General features: G+C 48.6%; 15 protein-coding genes. 8 read left to right on the top strand and 7 right to left on the bottom strand.

What is annotated here, in order from left to right:
- Positions 1 to 125 precede the first annotated feature (125 nt).
- From B7982_RS03360 to B7982_RS03340, 5 genes are all read right to left on the bottom strand, one after another.
- Positions 126 to 383 (bottom strand): TIGR02147 family protein, encoded by a 258-nt coding sequence (locus tag B7982_RS03360; protein WP_088659528.1) that lies wholly within the window; start codon positions 381 to 383, stop codon positions 126 to 128.
- A gap of 32 nt (positions 384 to 415) precedes the next feature.
- Positions 416 to 2,641 carry an FISUMP domain-containing protein gene (locus B7982_RS03355; protein WP_088659527.1) on the bottom strand — a complete coding sequence of 742 codons (2,226 nt, stop codon included), beginning with the start codon at positions 2,639 to 2,641 and terminating at the stop codon, positions 416 to 418.
- Positions 2,642 to 2,650: 9 nt separating this feature from the next.
- Positions 2,651 to 4,483 carry an FISUMP domain-containing protein gene (locus B7982_RS03350; protein WP_088659526.1) on the bottom strand — a complete coding sequence of 611 codons (1,833 nt, stop codon included), beginning with the start codon at positions 4,481 to 4,483 and terminating at the stop codon, positions 2,651 to 2,653.
- A gap of 2 nt (positions 4,484 to 4,485) precedes the next feature.
- Positions 4,486 to 5,376 (bottom strand): TIGR02147 family protein, encoded by an 891-nt coding sequence (locus B7982_RS03345; RefSeq protein ID WP_088659525.1) that lies wholly within the window; start codon positions 5,374 to 5,376, stop codon positions 4,486 to 4,488.
- A gap of 202 nt (positions 5,377 to 5,578) precedes the next feature.
- A complete protein-coding gene (locus tag B7982_RS03340; protein WP_233138340.1) occupies positions 5,579 to 6,304 on the bottom strand; it encodes a TrmH family RNA methyltransferase in 726 nt (241 codons plus the stop codon).
- Positions 6,305 to 6,364: 60 nt separating this feature from the next.
- On the opposite strand from B7982_RS03340, the gene B7982_RS03335 reads away from it, so the two are divergent.
- From B7982_RS03335 to B7982_RS03320, 4 genes are all read left to right on the top strand, one after another.
- The gene (locus tag B7982_RS03335; RefSeq protein WP_088659523.1) at positions 6,365 to 7,381 is read left to right on the top strand and encodes a hypothetical protein; all 1,017 of its coding nucleotides are present in this window, start codon (positions 6,365 to 6,367) and stop codon (positions 7,379 to 7,381) included.
- A 103-nt stretch (positions 7,382 to 7,484) separates the two neighbouring features.
- The gene (surE, locus tag B7982_RS03330) at positions 7,485 to 8,279 is read left to right on the top strand and encodes a 5'/3'-nucleotidase SurE (RefSeq protein WP_233138339.1); all 795 of its coding nucleotides are present in this window, start codon (positions 7,485 to 7,487) and stop codon (positions 8,277 to 8,279) included.
- A 14-nt stretch (positions 8,280 to 8,293) separates the two neighbouring features.
- Positions 8,294 to 11,005: a DNA gyrase subunit A gene (gyrA, locus tag B7982_RS03325; protein WP_088659522.1), complete on the top strand. Its 2,712-nt coding sequence runs from the start codon at positions 8,294 to 8,296 to the stop codon at positions 11,003 to 11,005.
- 311 nt (positions 11,006 to 11,316) lie between these two features.
- The gene (locus B7982_RS03320) at positions 11,317 to 13,146 is read left to right on the top strand and encodes a glycoside hydrolase family 11 protein (RefSeq protein WP_088659521.1); all 1,830 of its coding nucleotides are present in this window, start codon (positions 11,317 to 11,319) and stop codon (positions 13,144 to 13,146) included.
- A gap of 207 nt (positions 13,147 to 13,353) precedes the next feature.
- Here the strand turns inward: B7982_RS03320 and B7982_RS03315 are convergent, their stop codons facing one another.
- Both B7982_RS03315 and B7982_RS03310 read right to left on the bottom strand, forming a co-directional pair.
- The gene (locus B7982_RS03315; RefSeq protein WP_088659520.1) at positions 13,354 to 14,037 is read right to left on the bottom strand and encodes a hypothetical protein; all 684 of its coding nucleotides are present in this window, start codon (positions 14,035 to 14,037) and stop codon (positions 13,354 to 13,356) included.
- Positions 14,038 to 14,073: 36 nt separating this feature from the next.
- The gene (locus B7982_RS03310; RefSeq protein WP_088659519.1) at positions 14,074 to 15,030 is read right to left on the bottom strand and encodes a dihydrodipicolinate synthase family protein; all 957 of its coding nucleotides are present in this window, start codon (positions 15,028 to 15,030) and stop codon (positions 14,074 to 14,076) included.
- Positions 15,031 to 15,564: 534 nt separating this feature from the next.
- On the opposite strand from B7982_RS03310, the gene B7982_RS03305 reads away from it, so the two are divergent.
- The 4 genes from B7982_RS03305 to B7982_RS03290 all read left to right on the top strand — a co-directional run bounded on the left by B7982_RS03305 (position 15,565) and on the right by B7982_RS03290 (position 19,333).
- A complete protein-coding gene (locus B7982_RS03305; RefSeq protein ID WP_233138338.1) occupies positions 15,565 to 15,906 on the top strand; it encodes a hypothetical protein in 342 nt (113 codons plus the stop codon).
- 284 nt (positions 15,907 to 16,190) lie between these two features.
- Entirely contained in the window at positions 16,191 to 17,804 is a 1,614-nt protein-coding gene (locus tag B7982_RS03300; protein ID WP_088630356.1) for a phosphomannomutase, read from the top strand.
- Between the two features lie 29 nt (positions 17,805 to 17,833).
- A complete protein-coding gene (locus B7982_RS03295) occupies positions 17,834 to 18,550 on the top strand; it encodes a hypothetical protein (RefSeq protein ID WP_088659518.1) in 717 nt (238 codons plus the stop codon).
- A 39-nt stretch (positions 18,551 to 18,589) separates the two neighbouring features.
- Positions 18,590 to 19,333: a YebC/PmpR family DNA-binding transcriptional regulator gene (locus B7982_RS03290; protein ID WP_073424666.1), complete on the top strand. Its 744-nt coding sequence runs from the start codon at positions 18,590 to 18,592 to the stop codon at positions 19,331 to 19,333.
- Positions 19,334 to 19,481 lie beyond the last annotated feature (148 nt).

Here is a 19,481-nt window from a genome sequence, read left to right as displayed (position 1 = left end):
TGTGATGGCGACAACGCCTTCGGTTTCTTCGCTGATGCCGCCTGCAACATTGCGATCAACACAGGCGCAAATGCTTGCGATAATTGCAAGTGCATTAAAAAGTTTTAAGGAAAAAGACTTCATAATCAAACCTCGCTGCTCGACGGATCTTCTGTAGGTTGCTTCTTAATTGTCTTTGTTAAAGGGAACAGTTGCACGTTGAGTCTGCAAATTTTTTCGACTTCGTCTTCGGCAGAGACAATTGCGAAAATTTTTCGACGACACTCTTTCAGTTCTTCCATGACTTGGTTGTAACTTTTTTCGGTAACGCCCATGGTGAGGCCGCTAAAGAACCTTTCCGAGATGGGGAGGTCGTCGAATGCCTGCAATGCAAATTCTCCCATTTGCTTTATGCAGTTTTAGTATTGTCTCAATATTAATCCTTGACGCAACGGAGAACGAATTCTCCAGGGAGTAGATTGTACATAAAGTTGCTACTCTTGTTTGTTGTTCCTGTGCTGACGTCGGTATATCCAAATGGTGGAGTCACTACAGTTGAATGGTATACATGGAAATGGTCCATTGCAATGGTCCATTCTTGCTCGCGATACCAGCTGCCTGTAATGTTGAAACTGTAGTTGTAGCCCTTAGGAATTTCATAAGTATTTGTCTGTTTGTTGAAAATTTTTTGTGGGTGGGCTAGTAATTCTCTGTCTTCCTCTGTAGCTTCTTTTATTAGTTTATTCCATTCTTGATAGTTTGGAATATGCCAATCATCGGGGCAAATTCCTTGGACTTTTTCTCCATTTTCGGCGGCAAAAAGTATCGGGTACAATTCGGTTGTATCTGCATCGTCAGGCTTGTTTAAAATTTGCTTGTAATCATAGGTGCGTCCCAATCCCGGTATGTTTTGAACGTTAGTGTCTGAAGTTGCGGGTGCTTCGTATTCTAGGAGGGTTGCCATCCATGTGGCTGTCGTTCCGTCTGGGTATTTGACTTCAAGAGTCTTATAGACGTGTCCGTCTCTTTCGTCGGTTAATGACGCGTATCTTGTGGTGTCGATTGTAAGTTTGGGTTCGCTGTAGTCTTTGACGCAGCGGATTCTTGCTGGGTCATGGGTGATGCCTGCTCCGTATTGATCATCTGAACCGTCTCTGAAAAATGCCCTCAACAATTGCTCGTCGTAATCCAACCACATAAAATAGAGGTTAGAATGTGAATGTTCATCGTAATCGTAAAAGCCAATGCCGTTGGCGAATAACAATTCACCATATTGATAATCGTTTTCTATAGCATAGAGCATGTTGGACCATTCACTTTTTTGGGGAATGTGCCAATTTTCAGGACAAATGCCTTGTGGATAATTTTGTGGCGCAATGTCGTTCAGCATATACCAGCAGCCTTTTCCATGCTCGCAAATTTTTCCTTCAATGTCTGGTGCTTCATATTCAAGCGAGTTTGCCATCCAAGTCACGGAATCACCAATAGCCGAGAGTATAGAGACTGTCTTGTATTTCTTTCCGTCACGGGAATCTGTCATAGTTCCATATTTGTCGGTTGTGTCAACTACGGGATCTCCGACGTCTCTAAAACCATAGTAACGTATCCAAACAGAATCTTGACAGATATAGCGATTGTCGTTGTAATCTTTTTGTATTTCGTACTCTTTAGAACATGAACCCCATATGGTGTCAGGTGAAATAAATTTTTTGATGTACTTTTCAAAATCTGGAATGGACTTGGTCGTCATGGATTTCATATTCTTTCTGACTGCTGTAAAAGTTCCGTTAGTAGCGGATTTTAATGTGTTTTCTTTTAGCCAAGTCTTTAGTGTCATGTCATAAGTATATCCTTCTCCTGAATTATCCCATGTTCCATCTGATTCCAAATCGTATGTGATTTGAGCCATGAGGTCGATGGCTTGGGCAATATCGTTGTCTTGTTTTGTGTATTCTTCGTTGGCCCAATTTTCTAGAGTGTTTTGAGGGTTGAGAAGAATCAGCGAAATTGCGAGTAGCTTTGCGTCTCCTTCGCCGCCTGCGAATATGTTCATGTCTTCAAATGATGTTTCATCGGCATCCAAGTCAAATGCTTTCAGGACTTCGGCTTCGGCTTGCTTTTGTGCTTCTGCAATGCTTAAACCTTGCTGTACCAAGTAGTTGATACGGTTGAATGCTAAATGGCTCAAAACGTTGATGTTAATGTCTTTGCCTTTTTCAACTTTGACAAGTCCATTTAACGTGATTTCTTTTGAGGATTTTTTCCCGGTATATTCGTCTAGGAAATAGCCGTTGACGACCATCCAGGCGTAAGGCTTGGTAAGTACGACGCTATCAATGTGGTATAAACCTTCGTCATTGTCGATGGTTGTTGAGTAATGGACTCCGGTTTGATGGAGCTTCTCGTCAAGTTCGTAGAGCTTAACTGTAGAACCTTTGATGAATGGCCCTTTTTGTGAAACGCCCGAGATGGTTCCGGATAGGATAACTTCGTCATTGCAAGGTTCTGTGCTATCGCTTGGTTGGGGCGGTGTATCTAGATTGGATTCTGTTGAGTTGGGTGCGACTGGAGCAGGATTTTCGCTAGAGCATGCTGACATCAATAGACATACGACGAGTGATGAACATACCCAAAAGAATCTGTTGAACGGTTTGATGAACATATATCCTCCTTAATCTTTAACGCAACGGACATTGACTTTAAGATTCAATGCGTTTGACTTGAATATTTTATAGATCGTATTCCATGAGTATTCGTTTGTCCATTGTGGTTCTGGTACATGTTCGCTCATGGATTTGAGATAGTTGTATTCGTTATAAGTCTCGCCAGATACTATAAGATAGGGTGGCCGGATGTCAGATTTTTCGGTGAGACGCGGTGTAGAACCTAGAAGGACTGAATAAAAAACAGATGTTTTAAGAGGCTCGTTATCAATGATATAGTCGCCGCTGTAGTCTAGATTGTATAGGCCGCTTTGCACATTGGTTGATTGTGTGTAGACGCTTATGTCTAAGGAGTATGCGATAAAGTGGGCGTATGGTGTAAATGATGGGGTTTCTGGTACAATCCAATCAAAGAATGTGGGCTCTGCACCGAATTCTATGATGTCATTTAATGGTTTTCCCGTAAAGTAAAATTTATCCCAGTTTTTGCTGTACAGCATGCTTGGCGAACCAACGTGTTCTATAAGCGCTTTCCATTCTAGCGAGGTTGGAATGTGCCAGTTTTCGGGACAAATGCCTTGATAGATGGAATCCTTCCCAAATTGACTGTATATTTTACTGTTGCTTTGCGCGATGGCCTCTGTCCAAGTATATATGCCTTTCTGGTTGTCTTCAACGTTGCTTGCACTTGTGCCTGCGTATTTGAGGTTCTCGGCCATCCATTCGTATGTTTTTCCAGCGATGGTAACGCTTGTTGTTTTATAGGTCTTGCCGTCTCGGGAATCTGTCACGGAGCCTACTTGATGTTCGATTGCATTCGAGGTGTCTTCGTAATCTTCTTTTGTTCTTAGTTGCCAGTCGTTGCTTGTACAAATGGCATAGACGTAGTCGTATTTTTTTGAGGTGATGGTTGCTTTGTTGCTCGTGTCGGAATAGATGAAATGCTCTGTTTTCGCTATGGACAATGTTTTTTGCAATCTGTGACGTTCGCCTGCTTTGTCTTGTGTGCAAGTGATGCCTTCGTATTGGTTCAAATATCGGCTTAGAATGTTGCTTGTATCTTTGCTTTGGTAGGCTTGTTGATAGGCGTACGTGTATGCGGCTATTTTGGCTGTTAAGTCTTGGGTAAACGTGCCGTCATCGGCAAAGTTGCGTGCCATGCTATCGATGACATCCCGAACTTCTTCGCAAGGGGTTATGTTGTATTCTGTATGGAAGTTCTTGTCAACCATGGCACTGATGTTTTTTAGAATCCGGTCTTCTTCGCTTTCTCCTGTAATGTCAAGGTCTTCGGCGGTTCGATCTGGTTTTTCGTAGCCGAATGCTGCGAAAATTTCTTTTTCGGCTTGGGCTTTTGCGTTGGTGAACGAGGCTCCGGCTTTGACGAGATTCAAAATGCGCTGGTATTCAAAATGCGTGAGCAGGTTGATGTTCGTGGAATTGCGCTTGCTTAAGTCGGTGGCTGCGTTCAGCGAAATGGCGCAGCTTGAGAACATATTCGTAGATTCTCTGGTATAGTAGCCTTCGACGGTCAATAGCGCGTATTGGCTTTCGAGATTGATATTTTCAATCTTGAATTGGCCTTTGTTGTTTCGAATGGTGGCGTAGAATTCCTTGCCCGTGGGGGTCAGGCTTCCGTCATCCTTCGTTTCTTTGAGGTAGACATTGGAGCCTTTGGCGAACGGCCCTTTCTGCGAAACGCCAGCGATAGTCTTGTCTGTGATGGCGACAACGCCTTCGGTTTCTTCGCTGATGCCGCCTGCAACATTGCGATCAACGCAAGCACAAATACTTGCGATAAGAGTCAAACTGCTTAAAAATTTTAAGGAAAAATACTTCATGATCAAACCTCGTTGCCCTTAGTTGTTTCGGCGTTTTCGTCGGCTTGCTTGGGATTTTCGCTGACGCGTTTCTTGATGCTCTTTGTTAAAGGGAATAGCTGAATGTTCAGCCTGCAAACTTTTTCGGCTTCGTCTTCGGCAGAGACGGCGGTGAAAATTTTACGGCGGCATTCCTTCAGTTCTTCGATGACCTTGTTATAGCTCTTTTCGGTGACGCCCATCGTGAGGCCGCTAAAGAATCTTTCCGAGATGGGGAGGTCATCGAATGCTTGCAAGGCAAATTCGCCCATTTGCCGTATCAGCGAATGAACGGGGATAGAGACAAAGTCTAAGCGCCCCGTTGAAATTAGTTTGTCACTTTGATGGTAGTTGCCGTTTTCGTCAACGGTCAAAAATTTGTTCTTTAAAAGAAAGTTTAAGCTGTCGTTGATTTCGGCGGCAGTGACTGGGATGCGGATGGCTTTCGCGATTTCGAGCGGCTTTGCTCCAGGCATGTTAGGGGCGAGTTCGCGGACTACGGAATGGAGCCAAGATTCGTAATAAGCGTACGATTCGCTGCCGAGCAACTTGATTTTGTGCGCCGATGTGATTTCTTGCATGGTTTCGAAGCATTTCTTTTTCTGCTGGTCGTTTTTGGCGTTTTCATATTGCACGAGCAGCATAAAGTAGTCGTATTCATAGCCGAGTAATCCCATGGCGATTGCTGTTTTCCGTGCGCCTTCTTGGACAAGACGTGTTTTGTGGTCGCTCACGAGTTTGAGATAAGAACCCGATGCAAATCCGGCAATCTTTGCAAATTCTCTCCACGTGAAAGCGGAACAACGCTTCCGTTCGGTGTAGTAGTCCAGGATATACTGGTGATAGTCCTGGTATTCGATTACGGATTTGAGCATACCCCAAAGATAAAGTAAATGAATGAAAAAGACAATGGGTATAAAACAAAAATCTTTAAAATAAATAAAAATGTAAGTTTTTGGACTTTATCTTTTTAAAAATTTGAATTATATAAAACAAAAATTGCGACATATAAAACAAAGGGGGGGGGGGCGGCTGGCTCACCAACCTTAACCACCCATAAGTTTTTTTCCTTGTCTGTTACTTTGCGTTACTGCGGAGGCAGAATGCCATGATGGCAAATGCGCCGGCGACGTTCATGCTTGCTTTGCGGCCTGCCATCGGGATGGTGACTTTCATGGTTGCTTCGGCCATGATTTCCGGGGCGATGCCGAGTTCTTCATTGCCGAGAACGATGAGGCCTTTTTCGGGCCATTTTACGTTGTTGATGCTCGGGATGTCTTCGCCGGTTTCAAGGGCGATGATTTCGTAGCCGTTTTCCTTGTGCCACTTGATGCAATCGAAGGGGCTGTCCCAGCGCTTGATGGGAATCCATTCCTGGCAGCCGCGGGCGGCGCTTTTGACGGTCACGTGGTCGGGGCTACAGCTGTAGCCGCTGAGGTGTACGCCTTCGAGTCCAAAGCAGTCGGTGCTGCGGATGATGGAACCTACGTTGAATGCGCTTCGCAAATTGTGCACGAGTACTGCAAATTGAATCGGCTTTTCGTTCGCGACTTCGCGGTCGCCCGGTTCTTGTTCCAAGTACACGTCTCGTTCAAAGCCAAGCCCTGCACGGGTGCGGAAAGTCTTGTAGAGGTCAATCATTTGCGCTTGGTTCTTACCTGTCAATCGCTCGGATTCGGGCAGGTGGAGCCATTCGGTGTAGGCCTCGAACTCACGGCGGGCGCGTGGTACGTCATCGCCTAATTGCAAAATAATGACTCTTAAAAGTTCAGCGAGCCTCTTGAACTTGGAGGGCTCTTTCATTGCTAAAAATTTAGGTTCCGTGTACATGCATATAATGATAGAAAAATATATTTTGCGAGTATGAAGTTCTTTGTTGGTTTGGTGATGTTCTTGCTTTTGCTTGTTTCCGGTTGCTCGGATTCTGAGCCGGTTTCTTCTCAATCGACAAAATCGTATTCGTGGAATTATGATAGCCTAGGCGCTTATTATGCCAACGAAGGCCAGTATACGCATATCCTTGCTCAAAAAATTTCACTTTTGTGGGAGTATCGCGATTCTGCGGAAGTTGTCTGCATGGGCAATTCTCATACGATGTCTGGCATTAATCCAGAAATGTTACAACACTTTGCTATTAACTTGTCTACAGTCCCGTGTGATTTGCATTGCATGGAATACCTTTATGAAAACTATGTCTCGTTACATGCAAAGGAACTGAAATATCTAGTGATAGGAATGGATTTTGATCTTTGGAACGAATGCGACTCGATGGACGCCATTCAGGTGAATTTTGGAGATGCGGCTGGATTTCAGTACGATATGCATCATCAGTTTTGGCGTGATGGCGTAGATAGCTTGTTTGTAAACCGTGTCATGGAAATTGCAAAATCGAAGTTGGCCGATGAAGATCGTGAATATAAGCAGATGTGTGATAGTCGCGGATGGCTGTCTATAGCTTGCGTGGAAGATTGGGCGTCTGATGGCAAAGGGGTTGTTGAAATTTTGGAGGATAGCACGGCGTACGATGACGGGGCTCGCTATGAATCGAATTTTTCGGAACTTTCGCGAATATTGGAAATTGCTAAAAGGCAGAATGTCGTTGTCGTGGGGGTGGTTTTCCCGATTAGTCCGTATTACCGAAATACGGGGAGTTATGGGCGGCATGGCATGCGTCGCTCGACTGCAGAGATGCTCTTGAAACGGCTTGAAGAATTGGCTGAAACGGACAAGAATTTTGTGCTGATGGATGAAAACAAAATGGGCAGTCATGACTATGTGGGGAGGGTGGCAAATGATTACGACCACCTGTGCTGTCTGGGGGCTAAAAAGCTCACTTTGCGCCTTGATTCCCTGCTAAATGCTTTGGACGGGAAAATGTAGCCGAAAGTGGCTTTTTTCGCGTGTTTTTAAGGATTTTGAAACAATTTTGTCACCCATTTTTCTAAATTGCATATAAATGGAACAATTACGGAAAACTAGGGTATTGATCACTAACGACGATGGCGTTGGTAGTGTCAATCTGCATGCTCTCGCTCTTGCTTTGAGCGAGGTTTCCGATGTCTATGTTTTTGCGCCTGAAGACGAACAGAGTGGTGTCGGTCACGCCTTTACGATTCGTCGCGGGTTGCGCGTCCAGCATGTTGAATCTGTCCCGGGGAAGGCGAAGTTGCCGTACGAGGTTTATTCGGTCTCGGGCACTCCTGCGGACTGCGTGAAGTTTGCTGTGGGGCATTTTGCCAATTACGGCCTTAATGATAACACGATTGTTCCCGAAGGCTTTGATGTATGTTTTTCGGGAGTTAATGTGGGCGAAAATTCCGGTGTGTCGTCGCTATATTCGGGGACGGTTGCCGGAGCTCGCGAAGCGGCCCTTTGGGGCGTGCCTGCGGTGGCGCTTTCTCTCCGTGGATTGAAAGGCAACCTGTTGCAGGTGGCGATTGATTTTGCACGCAAGATTGTTTCTGAGAACCTGTTCAAGAAAATTTCCAAGGGTGTCTTCTGGAATGTGAATTTCCCGAAAATCAAGGAAGATGAATTCCTTGGATTTAAGGCTTGCACGATGGACCGTGGTATGTTTACCGACCACTACGATCACAAGGATGGCTTGTGGTTTTTGGATGGTGAAAAGCTGTGGTCGATGGCTCCTGAGGGCTCGGACGACAACTTGCTAGATAAGGGCTATGCGACAATCACACCGCACCGCATAGACCAGACCGATGAAGAAAGTTTGGAAGTGATAAGTGAAATGCTGGGAAGTGATGATTTTACTTCCCACTAATTTGAGGTTAACTAATGTCTGAAGAAATGGTACCTGGATCGCAGTTCAAGAGTCTTGTCGAACAAGACATGCAGGACTGCTATCTTCGCTACTCGATGAGCGTTATTGTCGCTCGTGCATTGCCGGATGCCCGCGATGGCTTTAAGCCGGTGCACCGCCGTGTGATGTACAGTATGCACAAGTTGGGCGTGGTTCCGAACAAGGGAACGGTCAAGTCCGCCCGTATCGTGGGTGATGTTATCGGTAAGTACCACCCGCATGGTGACGTTGCTGTTTACGATACTCTTGCCCGTATGGCGCAGGATTTCTCGTTGCGCTATCCGCTGGTGTTTGGTCAGGGAAACTTCGGTTCTATTGATGGTGACAGCCCGGCTGCCATGCGTTATACCGAAGCGAAGATGAACAACCTTGGCGCCCTTATGCTCGAAGATCTCGAAAAAGAGACGGTCGACATGGGCCCGAACTACGATGAATCGCTCGAAGAACCGCTGGTGCTCCCGTCTGCGCTCCCGAACATGATTGTGAACGGAACATCGGGTATTGCAGTAGGTATGGCGACGAATATGGCTCCGCACAACTTGCGCGAAGTCGGTGCCGCTATCCATGCTTTGGCTGAAAATCCAGACTTGACTGGCGAAGACCTCATGGAATATGTGAAGGGCCCGGACTTCCCGACAGGTGCTATTGTCTGTGGCCGTTCTGGCATTCGCGAAGCTTACCTCACGGGTCATGGCCGTGTGCGTGTGCGCGCCCGTACCGAAATTGAAACGGATGCAAAGGGCAAACCGCGCATCATCGTCACCGAAATCCCGTACATGGTGAACAAGGCCGAACTCTGCAAGAAGATTGCAGACCTCGTCCGCGACAAGCGTATCGATGGCATTACGGACATCCGCGATGAATCGAGCCGTGACATCCGCATTGTGATTGAACTCCGCCGTGATGCCGTTGGTGAAGTTGTCTTGAATAACTTGTTCAAGTACACGCAGCTCCAGACGACGTTCAGCATTTACAACTTGGCACTCGTCAATAACCTCCCGAAGCTCCTTACGCTCAAGGATCTTTTGCAGGTCTACATTGACCACCGCCTCGATGTGATTACGCGTGCAACGCAGTTCGACTTGAAGAAGGCTGCAGCTCGCCTCCATATCATTGAAGGCTTGCGTATTGCAACGCAGAACATCGATGAAGTCGTGAAGATTATTCGCCAGAGCAAGACGACCGAAATTGCAAAGCAGAGCTTGCAGGACCGCTTCTCGCTCGATGAAATCCAGTCTCAGGCCATCGTTGATATGCGCCTTGCTCAGTTGGTCGGCTTGAACATTGAAAAGTTGGAAGCCGAATACAACGAACTCATTGCAACAGTTGCTGACTTGAAGGACATCTTGGAAAAACGCGAACGCCGCATTGCCATCATGCTCGAAAAGCTCGATGCCGTTGTGGCCAAGTATGGCGATGAACGCCGTACGACGATTGGCGAAGCTATTGATGATAGCGATGATGAAGACCTCATTGCCGAAGAAGAACAGGTCATCACGCTCAGTAAGGAAGGCTACATCCGTCGCCTCCCGATTGATACGTTCAAGGCTCAGAACCGCGGTGGTAAAGGCATCATCGGTGCAGGCCTCAAGGACGAAGACAACGTGGAACAGATCTTCACGGCTAGCACGCACAGCTACTTGCTCGTGTTTACGAACAAGGGCCGTGTCTACTGGACGAAGGTTTACCGCTTGCCGGAAGGCGCCCGCAATGGCAAGGGCCGCCCGATTGTGAACTTTGTCGCTCTCACGGAAGGCGAAAAGGTGCAGGCGATTGTGCCGGTGCGCAAGTTCGGTGGATACTTCTGCCTCGTGTTTGCGACCAAGAAGGGTATCATCAACAAGATGGACCTCACGCTCTTTAGCCGTCCGCGTAAGGCTGGCGTCAATGCCATTAGCCTCGATGAAGACGATGAATTGGTCAAGGTCCAGCTCGTGGGCATGTCTGCCGAAGAATACGAAGCGAGCAAGAATGCTTCTGACGACGATTCCGCAGAAGCCGTTGAAAACGCCGCTGAAGCTCAGGCTGCCGAAGCCGCTATTGCCGAAGAATCTGAATCTGGCGATGCTGAAGAATTCGCCAACCGCCCGATCCCGAAGGATCTTTTGATGATTGCGACTAAGAACGGTCAGGCCGTCACGTTCCCGATTAGCTGCTTCCGCGCTATGGGTCGTGGCACGCACGGCGTGAAGGGCATTACGCTCGCCGAAGGCGACGAAGTCATTTCGCTCCTGTGGCTCAAGGCCGGCAACAAGATCTTGACCATCACCGAAAAGGGTTATGGCAAGCGTTCTGAACCGGGCTCTTACCGTGTGACCCGCCGTGGTAGCAAGGGTGTCCGCAACTTGAACGTTACAGACAAGATTGGTGCCGCCGTGTTCGTCGAAAGCGTTGCTGACGATTACGATTTGATCATCACAAGTAAGGACGGTCAGGTCATCCGCATCAAGGCTGCCGATATCCGCCTCACGGGCCGCAATGCCCAGGGCGTCAAGGCAATTACGCTGCGCGATGGCGACGTCGTGAAGGATGCAACTGCACTCCCGAGCGTCGAAGATATCGAACAAGATAGCGCCGATGCCAAGGAAACTTTCGACAAGGTTAAGGGCGTAGAAGTCGATGACGATTCCGTTGTCAAGGACGATGCTGAAAAGCAGGAAATCGGCCCGACGGAAACCGAAGAATAATCAATAAACCTTACAAAAGCGGAACTTTTGTTCCCAAAAGTCGTTTTAGCCTCTTTCTGGAGTTCCCGGGAAGGGGCTTTTTTTATGCTGAGCGGTCGTATCCGTGAGCCCGAAGCGACCCGTGTTGACGGGTCGTGAAGGCGAGAGCGAGGCGAGTACGGAGTCTTGTATTTCAAAAGAGCCGAGCGGTCTTATAATGTAAACTTATTGTCGTTGTTTTTCTAAACAACAAACATTTGTTTAATGTCGGTCTTTTTTCATCTGTCACTCATATATTATGTTCAGCATAACTAAAATGTGAGGAGTATCATATGAAAACATTTAGTGTGACCAAGTCTAGCGTTGTTTTCGCAATGGCTTTGGGAATGGCGACGACAGCTTTTGCTCAGGATTTCTGCAGCAATGCGCAACATTCCGGCCAAAAGGTAACGATTACTTCGAACCAAACTGGTAAAATCGGCGATATCGGTTACGAACTTTGGGATGAAAACGGCCATGGTGGTAGCGCTACATTCTATAGTGACGGTTCCATGGACTGCAATATCACTGGTGCTAAGGACTATCTTTGCCGTGCGGGCCTTTCCCTCGGCAGTAACAAGACCTACAAGGAACTTGGTGGTGATATGATTGCCGAGTTCAAGCTTGTGAAGAGCGGTGCCCAGAATGTGGGTTACTCTTATATCGGTATCTATGGCTGGATGGAAGGTGTTTCTGGAACGCCTAGCCAGTTGGTCGAATACTACGTGATTGATAACACCCTCGCCAATGACATGCCGGGTAGCTGGATTGGTAACGAAAGAAAGGGTACCATTACGGTTGACGGCGGTACTTATACGGTTTATCGCAATACCCGTACAGGTCCGGCTATTAAGAACAGCGGTAACGTGACGTTCTATCAGTATTTCAGCGTTCGTACCTCTCCGCGCGATTGCGGTACCATCAATATTTCCGAACACATGAGACAGTGGGAAAAGATGGGCATGTCCATGGGTAAGCTCTACGAAGCCAAGGTGCTTGGTGAAGCTGGTAACGTGAATGGCGAAGTCCGCGGTGGTCACATGGACTTCCCGCATGCCAAGGTCTATGTGAAAAACGGCTCTGATCCGGTTTCTTCCTCTTCTGTGAAGTCTAGCTCTTCTACGGATGCACCGAAATCCAGTTCCTCTAAGGGTAACGGCAACGTTTCTGGTAAAATTGACGCCTGCAAGGACGTTATGGGCCATGAAGGCAAAGAAACGAGAACTCAGGGTCAGAACAACTCTAGCGTGACGGGTAACGTCGGCAGCTCTCCGTACCACTATGAAATTTGGTATCAGGGTGGTAACAACTCCATGACGTTCTACGACAACGGTACTTATAAGGCAAGCTGGAATGGTACCAACGACTTCCTTGCTCGTGTCGGTTTCAAGTATGATGAAAAGCACACTTACGAAGAACTTGGCCCTATCGATGCCTACTACAAGTGGAGCAAGCAGGGTAGTGCTGGTGGCTACAACTACATCGGTATCTATGGCTGGACGGTGGATCCGCTCGTAGAATACTACATTGTTGATGACTGGTTCAATAAGCCGGGTGCAAACCTCCTCGGCCAGAGAAAGGGTGAATTTACGGTTGATGGTGACACCTACGAAATCTGGCAGAATACCCGTGTCCAGCAGCCCTCCATTAAGGGTACGCAGACCTTCCCGCAATACTTCAGCGTTCGTAAGAGTGCTCGTTCTTGCGGCCATATCGACATCACTGCCCACATGAAGAAGTGGGAAGAACTCGGCATGAAGATGGGGAAGATGTACGAAGCCAAGGTGCTCGTGGAAGCCGGTGGTGGCTCGGGATCCTTCGACGTGACCTACTTCAAGATGACCGATAAGGCTCATCCGCTTCCGCAGCCGGAACCGGAATCCAGCTCTTCCGAAGCAAAGGTTGAATCTTCTAGCAGCCAGACGATTGGTCTCATTGCTGCCCCGAAGATGGAACTCAAGAGCGGCAACTTCCAGGTGTTCGACATGCAGGGCCGTTTCCTCGGTACTGTGAAGCTCGACGCTGGCGCCTCTGTCGCCCAGGTTCTGAAGGCTAACTTCAAGAACGCTGGCATCTACATGGTGAAGCAGGGCAACTTTATGCAGCGCGTCGCCGTGAAGTAATAAGTCTCTCCTCCTAAAGACTGTAAAAACGCTCCCCGTCGGGGAGCGTTTTTGCATATTGAATTAATTTCGTTTGATGCCTGCAAGCGTCGGAAATGCCACGAGATTTTTTGGGGGGAAATGCCGCGCGTCTCACGCACAAAAAAACGCGAGTCCCGAAACGGAACTCGCGTCAATACTTTGTCTAAAGTCGAAGATTACTTAAGATTACTTCTTAGATTTTTTCGGGGGATGTGCCGAAATCTTCTTCACGCTCTTGTCTTCTTCCTTAGCAGCCTTTTCGGCTTCCTTGAACATGGCTTCGACCTGTTCGAGAGCGCCGTTCGGATCTTCTTCGATGATTTCCGAAGCTTCGTCCACGAGTTCTGCGAATTCGTCGTACCAGTCAGCGAAGATTTCGACTTCGAGGTGGTCCACACCCGGAACCGTCAAGCGCACGCCGCAGCATTCGCCCACACGGTCGAGGAACTTTGCAATTTCCGGACGGAGGAGGGAGAGGTCAAGACCGTCGAGGTCTTCCGGTTCAAGGAACACGCCGTCGACCTTGTCGTCGTCAGCCTTCTTGGACTTCTTCTTGTCGCCCTTCTTGCAGTCGCAGTTGTCACCGCAGCCGCAAGTGCAGCTACCGTCAGCGCCGTTCATGGCGAGGTATTCTTCGTCATCGATGCCGCTGTCGTAGTAGAATTCGTCGTCTTCCAGATAAAGTGTTTCAACGAAGATTCCCTTTGCGCCGAGAGTCTTGGCTGCTGCCAAGAATTCCTTGAGGTCGCCACCGAAGTAGCGAGTAGCTTCGGCTTCTTCGTTCAGAGTCTGCACCGGAATCGGGAGAAGCTTCTGCTTCTTGATGTGTTCGCAGACCAAGTCGGTAACGGATTTTTCATTCTTAGCCATTGTGATTCTCCTGTTAAAAAGTCTTCCTACTGCCTATTAGGCGTGATACTTCTTCAAGCTGGTTGCCTTCTCGTCGATGAGCTTCATGATGCGGGCAACAGCGTCAGCACCGTTAGCCGTGTCCTTCACGCTTACGAGCGGCTGGAACAACGGGCTGTTGAAGAGCGTTCCGAGAGGAATCGGGTTCTTGCGGCAGAACGTGGCGTCGATATAGTCACGAGCAGCCTTCTGCAAGTTGTGAGCCTTGTCCTTGTCGTCAGCCTGGAAAGCCTTGTAGAGGTCAACGAAAGTCTTGCAAGCTTCCGGGATGTTGCCCGTTGCGCTCACGATACCCGTGCCGCCCATTTCGAGGAGGTCAGCAAAGAGACCGTCTTCACCGCTCATCACGGCGAAGTCCTTGCCCTTTGTTTCCTTGATGACGCGCATCGTGTCTTCGTGGAACTTTTCGCCAAAACCAAATTCAACCGCCTGCTTGAGACCGATGATGTTCTTGTCTTCGGCAAGAGCAATCAAGGTGTCCGGATGGACATAGCTGGAGGTACGGCCCGGAACGTTGTAAATAACAATCTTTGCACCCGTTTCGCTACTGAGCGTCTGGTAGTGCTTGAGCAAGCCTTCCTGCGGCGGATTGTTGTAGTAGCCAGTGACGCAGAGGACCGCCACCGGAGCAATCTTCAAAACGTTTTCGATCATCTCGATAGATTCGCGCGTGCAGTTGGAGCCTGCGCCTGCAATCACAGGAACGCGACCGTCAACGTAGTCGAGCGTGAACTTAATGATATCCAAGTGCTGCTGCGGAGAGACCGTTGCACTCTGGCCCGTCGTCACGGCGGGGAGCACACCACTTGCACCAGCTGCAATAACATCGTCAATCATCTGCCCCATCTTCTTGTAGTCGATGGAGTTGCGAAGGTTCTTAGGATCGTCGTTCTTGAGCGGGGTGAACAACGCGGGGAAAACACCAGTAAGTTGAGAAGCGTTTGTAATTTGCATAGTAACCTAAATATAGTATAGACGAGAGACTAGAGACGAAAGACGAGTGAAAAATATGGCGAAATTAAAGGCTTGTAAATCAAGAGCTGTAGCTTGAAAAAACGTCATTGCGAGGAGCGTAGCGACGCGGCAATCTAGTTAAGATTGGTGGGGGAGGGATCCCCCTGGTTCGCACTTCGTTGCTCTCCACCCCCTCGAACGGGCCCTCAGTCGCCGGCCCGTAACGCCCCGGCTTAGTGCTGAAAAATTAACTTTATCCGAAATTGTTTTGTTGTCTGTGTTAAAATCATTTTACTCGAATTCAAAAAAGTTTTGGGCCAAACGGAGCAAAAAAGCGTGCAAAACGAGAGTCGCAGAAAAATGCTTGCATTTTTCTATGACCGAGTGCAGCCGCGGACGCCGTAGGCGTCAAAAGCGTGTTAATGTAACGGGTAGGGGATGTTCCTTACCGTTATAAGGACATGCTAATGGCAAATGAAAATAATACAACAAAACCGTACATCGTCAAAAACGCAGATTTATAAGGATACGTGGATGCTTTATAGTAAGCACGATGTAAAGGCGGGGAAGGCCTTGCCGCTGTTTCCGAAAAATAAATATATTATAGTCGATTTGGTTAAGTTCTTGAAGCTTCGCAAGGGCGTGAACTCCCGTGAAGATTTCTGGCTTAGGCTTATTTCAAGGGGCCCGCTTGAAGTCCCCGAATCGGAATACCCTCTTCTTAAGAATGCTTTGGATCGCCTGCGGGTAAGCAATGCGGATCCTGAACTTTTGAAAAAAATGGAGCAATTCATGTTCGACGAAATGCATGCATACGATGCCGTTATTGCTGAGAATTTTCTCAAGGGTAAGACTGAAGGAAAGGCTGAAGGCTAGTCGGAAGGCAAAACTGAAGGTCATGCCGATGCTATAAGCGTTATGCAGGCAATGGGCTTGCCCCCAGAGAAAATTGCTGAGGCGAAGGCTCGGCTTGAAGCTTTGAAATCGAAGTAGTCGTTGCAATTTAAGAAACAGGTAAAAGTCAAGGCTCACATAAAAGTGAGTCTTTTTTTTACAAGAATTGTAACCCCTTGTTTTAGGCGTTTCTTCCTACAGTCTACTTCCTACTTCCTACTGGATTTTTTCTAAATTTTGCGCGTTAAAACTACAAAGGAACCGCTATGGAAAATATTACCCAGATTTGGAAAAAGATTCAGTCCCCCGAATTCAACCCGGCTACCGATATGAACCTGGTTGAAACCGTGAAGCAGGTCGCTTTGACCTCCCAGGAACCGGCTAAGGTCAGCTTTGGTACCTCCGGCTGGCGCGGTGAAATCGGTTCTGAATTCACGCTCCGCAACTTGCAGGTTGTCGGTGCTGCTATTGTGCGTTTGTACAAGGAAGCAACTCCGGAACTCTTCGCTGCTCTGGGTGTCAAGGATTTTGCTGAACTCCAGAAGCGTGGCGTGGTCGTTGGCCATGACAACCGCTTGCTCGGTCACGAATTCTGCGAAGCTGTCGCAGACCAGTTTGCAAAGGCTGGCGTGAAGGTTTACTACGGTGGCGAAATGCCGACTCCGGAATTCTCCGCTGCAATCGAAATGCTCGGCGCTGCTTGCTCCATCAACATGACTCCGAGTCACAACCCGAGCCACTACAACGGCATCAAGTTCAACCCGGCAGACGGCGGTCCTGCAGGTCCGGAAATCACGAACGTCATCACCAAGCTTTCTAACGAAATGATGGCTACCTGGAAGTTCGAACCGGTCTCCAAGGTTGACTGGGAAATTATCGACTCCCTCAAGATTTACAAGGAATTCCTCGTCAAGCAGGGCACGATCAAGTTCGACCGCATTAAGGAATTCATCAAGAAGGGCCGCCTCACGCTCGTGTGCGACCACGTTCATGGTTCTACCCGCCGCCGTCCGGCAGCTCTCCTCGACAATCCGGAATGCCTCATCACGCTCCGCAACGAAGACGATTCTTTGTTCGGCGGTATCGCTCCGGAACCGTCCAGCAAGAACCTCGAAAAGGTCCGCAAGGTTCTCGACGAAAGCAAGTCCTGGTTCCGTCTCGGTGCAATCTTTGACCCGGATGGCGACCGTATCCGTTTCTACGACGGCACTCGTGAAATCGACATGAACCAGTTCGGTGCAATCGCATTCCACTACATGGCAACCTGGCGCAAGGAACAGGGCTGCGTGGCTAAGTCCGTTGCAACTTCCAACTTCGTGAACATCATTGCTGAAAAGCTCGGCGTTCCTGTCATGGAAACTCCGGTGGGCTTCAAGAACTTCCGCCCGTGGCTCTCTCGCAATGCCAAGCAGAAGGCTCTCGTCGCATTCGAAGAATCTGACGGTATCTCCGGCCTCAACAACACGCTCGAAAAGGACGCTCAGTTCGGCCTCCTCATCGCTCTCGAAATTCTCGCTACGACTGGCAAGAACCTCGGCGAATACCTCGACGCTTTGTACGAAGAATACGGCCGTTTCTATCCGACCCGTTCTGGTTTCGAAGTCGACAAGTCCCTCGTTGGCGAACCGCTCAAGGCTAAGGTCAACGCTATCGCCGATATCGCTAAGCCGGGTGCAAAGGTCATGGTCGGTAACAACGAAAAGACCGTGAAGCAGCTCCTCACGCTCGATGGCGTAAAGGTCATCTTCGACGACGATTCCTGGATGCTCGTGCGTCCGTCCGGTACGGAACCGAAGGTCCGTATTTATACGGAATGCCGTAACCCGGATGAAAAGGATCCGATGTTCGAAGCTGCCAAGGCTTTGTTCTTCAAGAACTAAGGATAAATTAAGCGAATTGGATTAGGGAAATGAAAAAACTTCTAACGGTCATCTTCCTTGCGTGTGCCATGGTGTTCGCGCAGGAAGGCTCCATTAAGCCGGAATTCCAGGCTTTCTCTGGCGCCTTGATCAAGCTCAAAAAGGCTGAGAAGGGTTTCCACAAGTTCAGGCTCCGAGTCGATGTGGCTCCGTGGGCATTCCTTGCGGAAGGTGAAGTCCAGGCTCCCGGTGGAGATTCTGATGTCCTTATAACGGCTCTTTTCGATAGAGCGCTTTACGCTGTGCTTGCCTACATCCCGGACAAGATTGCTGCCGGTTCTGATGGCGAAGAATACAACGTGGGCTTCTTCGACATGATGCTTTATTACGACGAAGAACCGACTAGAATTCGCAACTTGTCGTTCAAGCTTTTGCCGCCTGCAAATGACAGCTGGGCCCAGAGCATTTTGGATGATGCTCTCCAGTCTGGCTCACTTCTCGGTAGAATCTGGAGCGGTAAGTACGAACGTGAAATTACAAAGGCATCTGCTGTTCCTATAGACAAGACTAAGCTTGTCGATATGCAGCAGAAGCGCCAAGCGGCTAAGGCTGCCGAAGCCGAGCGCAAGGCTCAGGAAGAGGCAGACCGCAGGGCTCGTGAAAAAGCGGAAAAGACCAAGCTCAAGTCCAAGAAGGTTGATCTTGATTGCACGGGTCGCAAGCTCACAGCCAAGCAGAAACGCCGCTGCAAGATGAATGGAAAATAGTTATTAAATTTTATTACAAAACTCAAGTAGAGGTAAATTATGTCCGGTCACTCCAAATGGGCCACCACCAAACGCAAGAAAGCCAAAACCGACGTCGCTCGTGCCAAGGCTTGGAACAAGCTGATCAAGGAAATCTCCATCGCTGCTAAGCTCGGCGGCGGCAACCCTGACGCTAACCCGCGTCTCCGTGCTGCAATCCTCAAGTCCAAGAGCCAGAGCTTGCCGACCAAGAACATCGAAAGTGCTATTGCCAAGGGTACGGGTGCTAACTCCGGTACCGAAATGACGGAACCGCTGTACGAAGGACGCGGCCCGGCAGGCATCGCTATCATGGTGCAGTGCATGACCGACAACAAGGTCCGTACGGTTGCTGAAATCCGTAACATCTTCAACAAGAACAACGGTTCCATGGGCGAATCCGGTTCCGTTTCTTGGGCATTCACCTACAAGGGCGTGATTGTCGTCGATGCTGAAAAGTATCCGGAAGACCAGATCATGGACCTCGTTCTCGAAGCTGGCGCAGAAGACATGAGCACCGAAGATGGCGTTCATGAAATCTCCACTTCTCCGGAAGCTTTCGACGCCGTTTCCAAGGCTCTCGAAAATGCTGGTATCGAAATGATGAGTGCAGAACTCAGCTACGTTCCGAATGACCCGGTCAAGCTCGGTCACGACGATGCTGTCAAGCTCCTCAAGCTCATCGACAAGTTCGAAGACCACGACGACGTTCAGGAAGTCTACCACAACGCCGAAATCGACGAAGCTGACATGGACGCAGAATAATTAGACGAGAGAACGCTCGCGTCGCTCGCTACAGAGGAGAGACGAAAGAGCGGCTTGTCTTGCACGTCATTCCCGCCACCGAGCGGGAATCTCCATTTCAAAAAGAGAACTGTTGCTTTGGCAACGGTTCTCTTTTTTTATTGTAAAA

Origin of the sequence: Fibrobacter sp. UWB2 (assembly GCF_002210425.1) — a bacterium.
GTDB classification, from domain to species: Bacteria; Fibrobacterota; Fibrobacteria; order Fibrobacterales; family Fibrobacteraceae; genus Fibrobacter; species Fibrobacter elongatus.
Note: the sequence above shows the minus strand (reverse complement) of the source record. Positions and strands in the feature narration are given on the sequence as shown.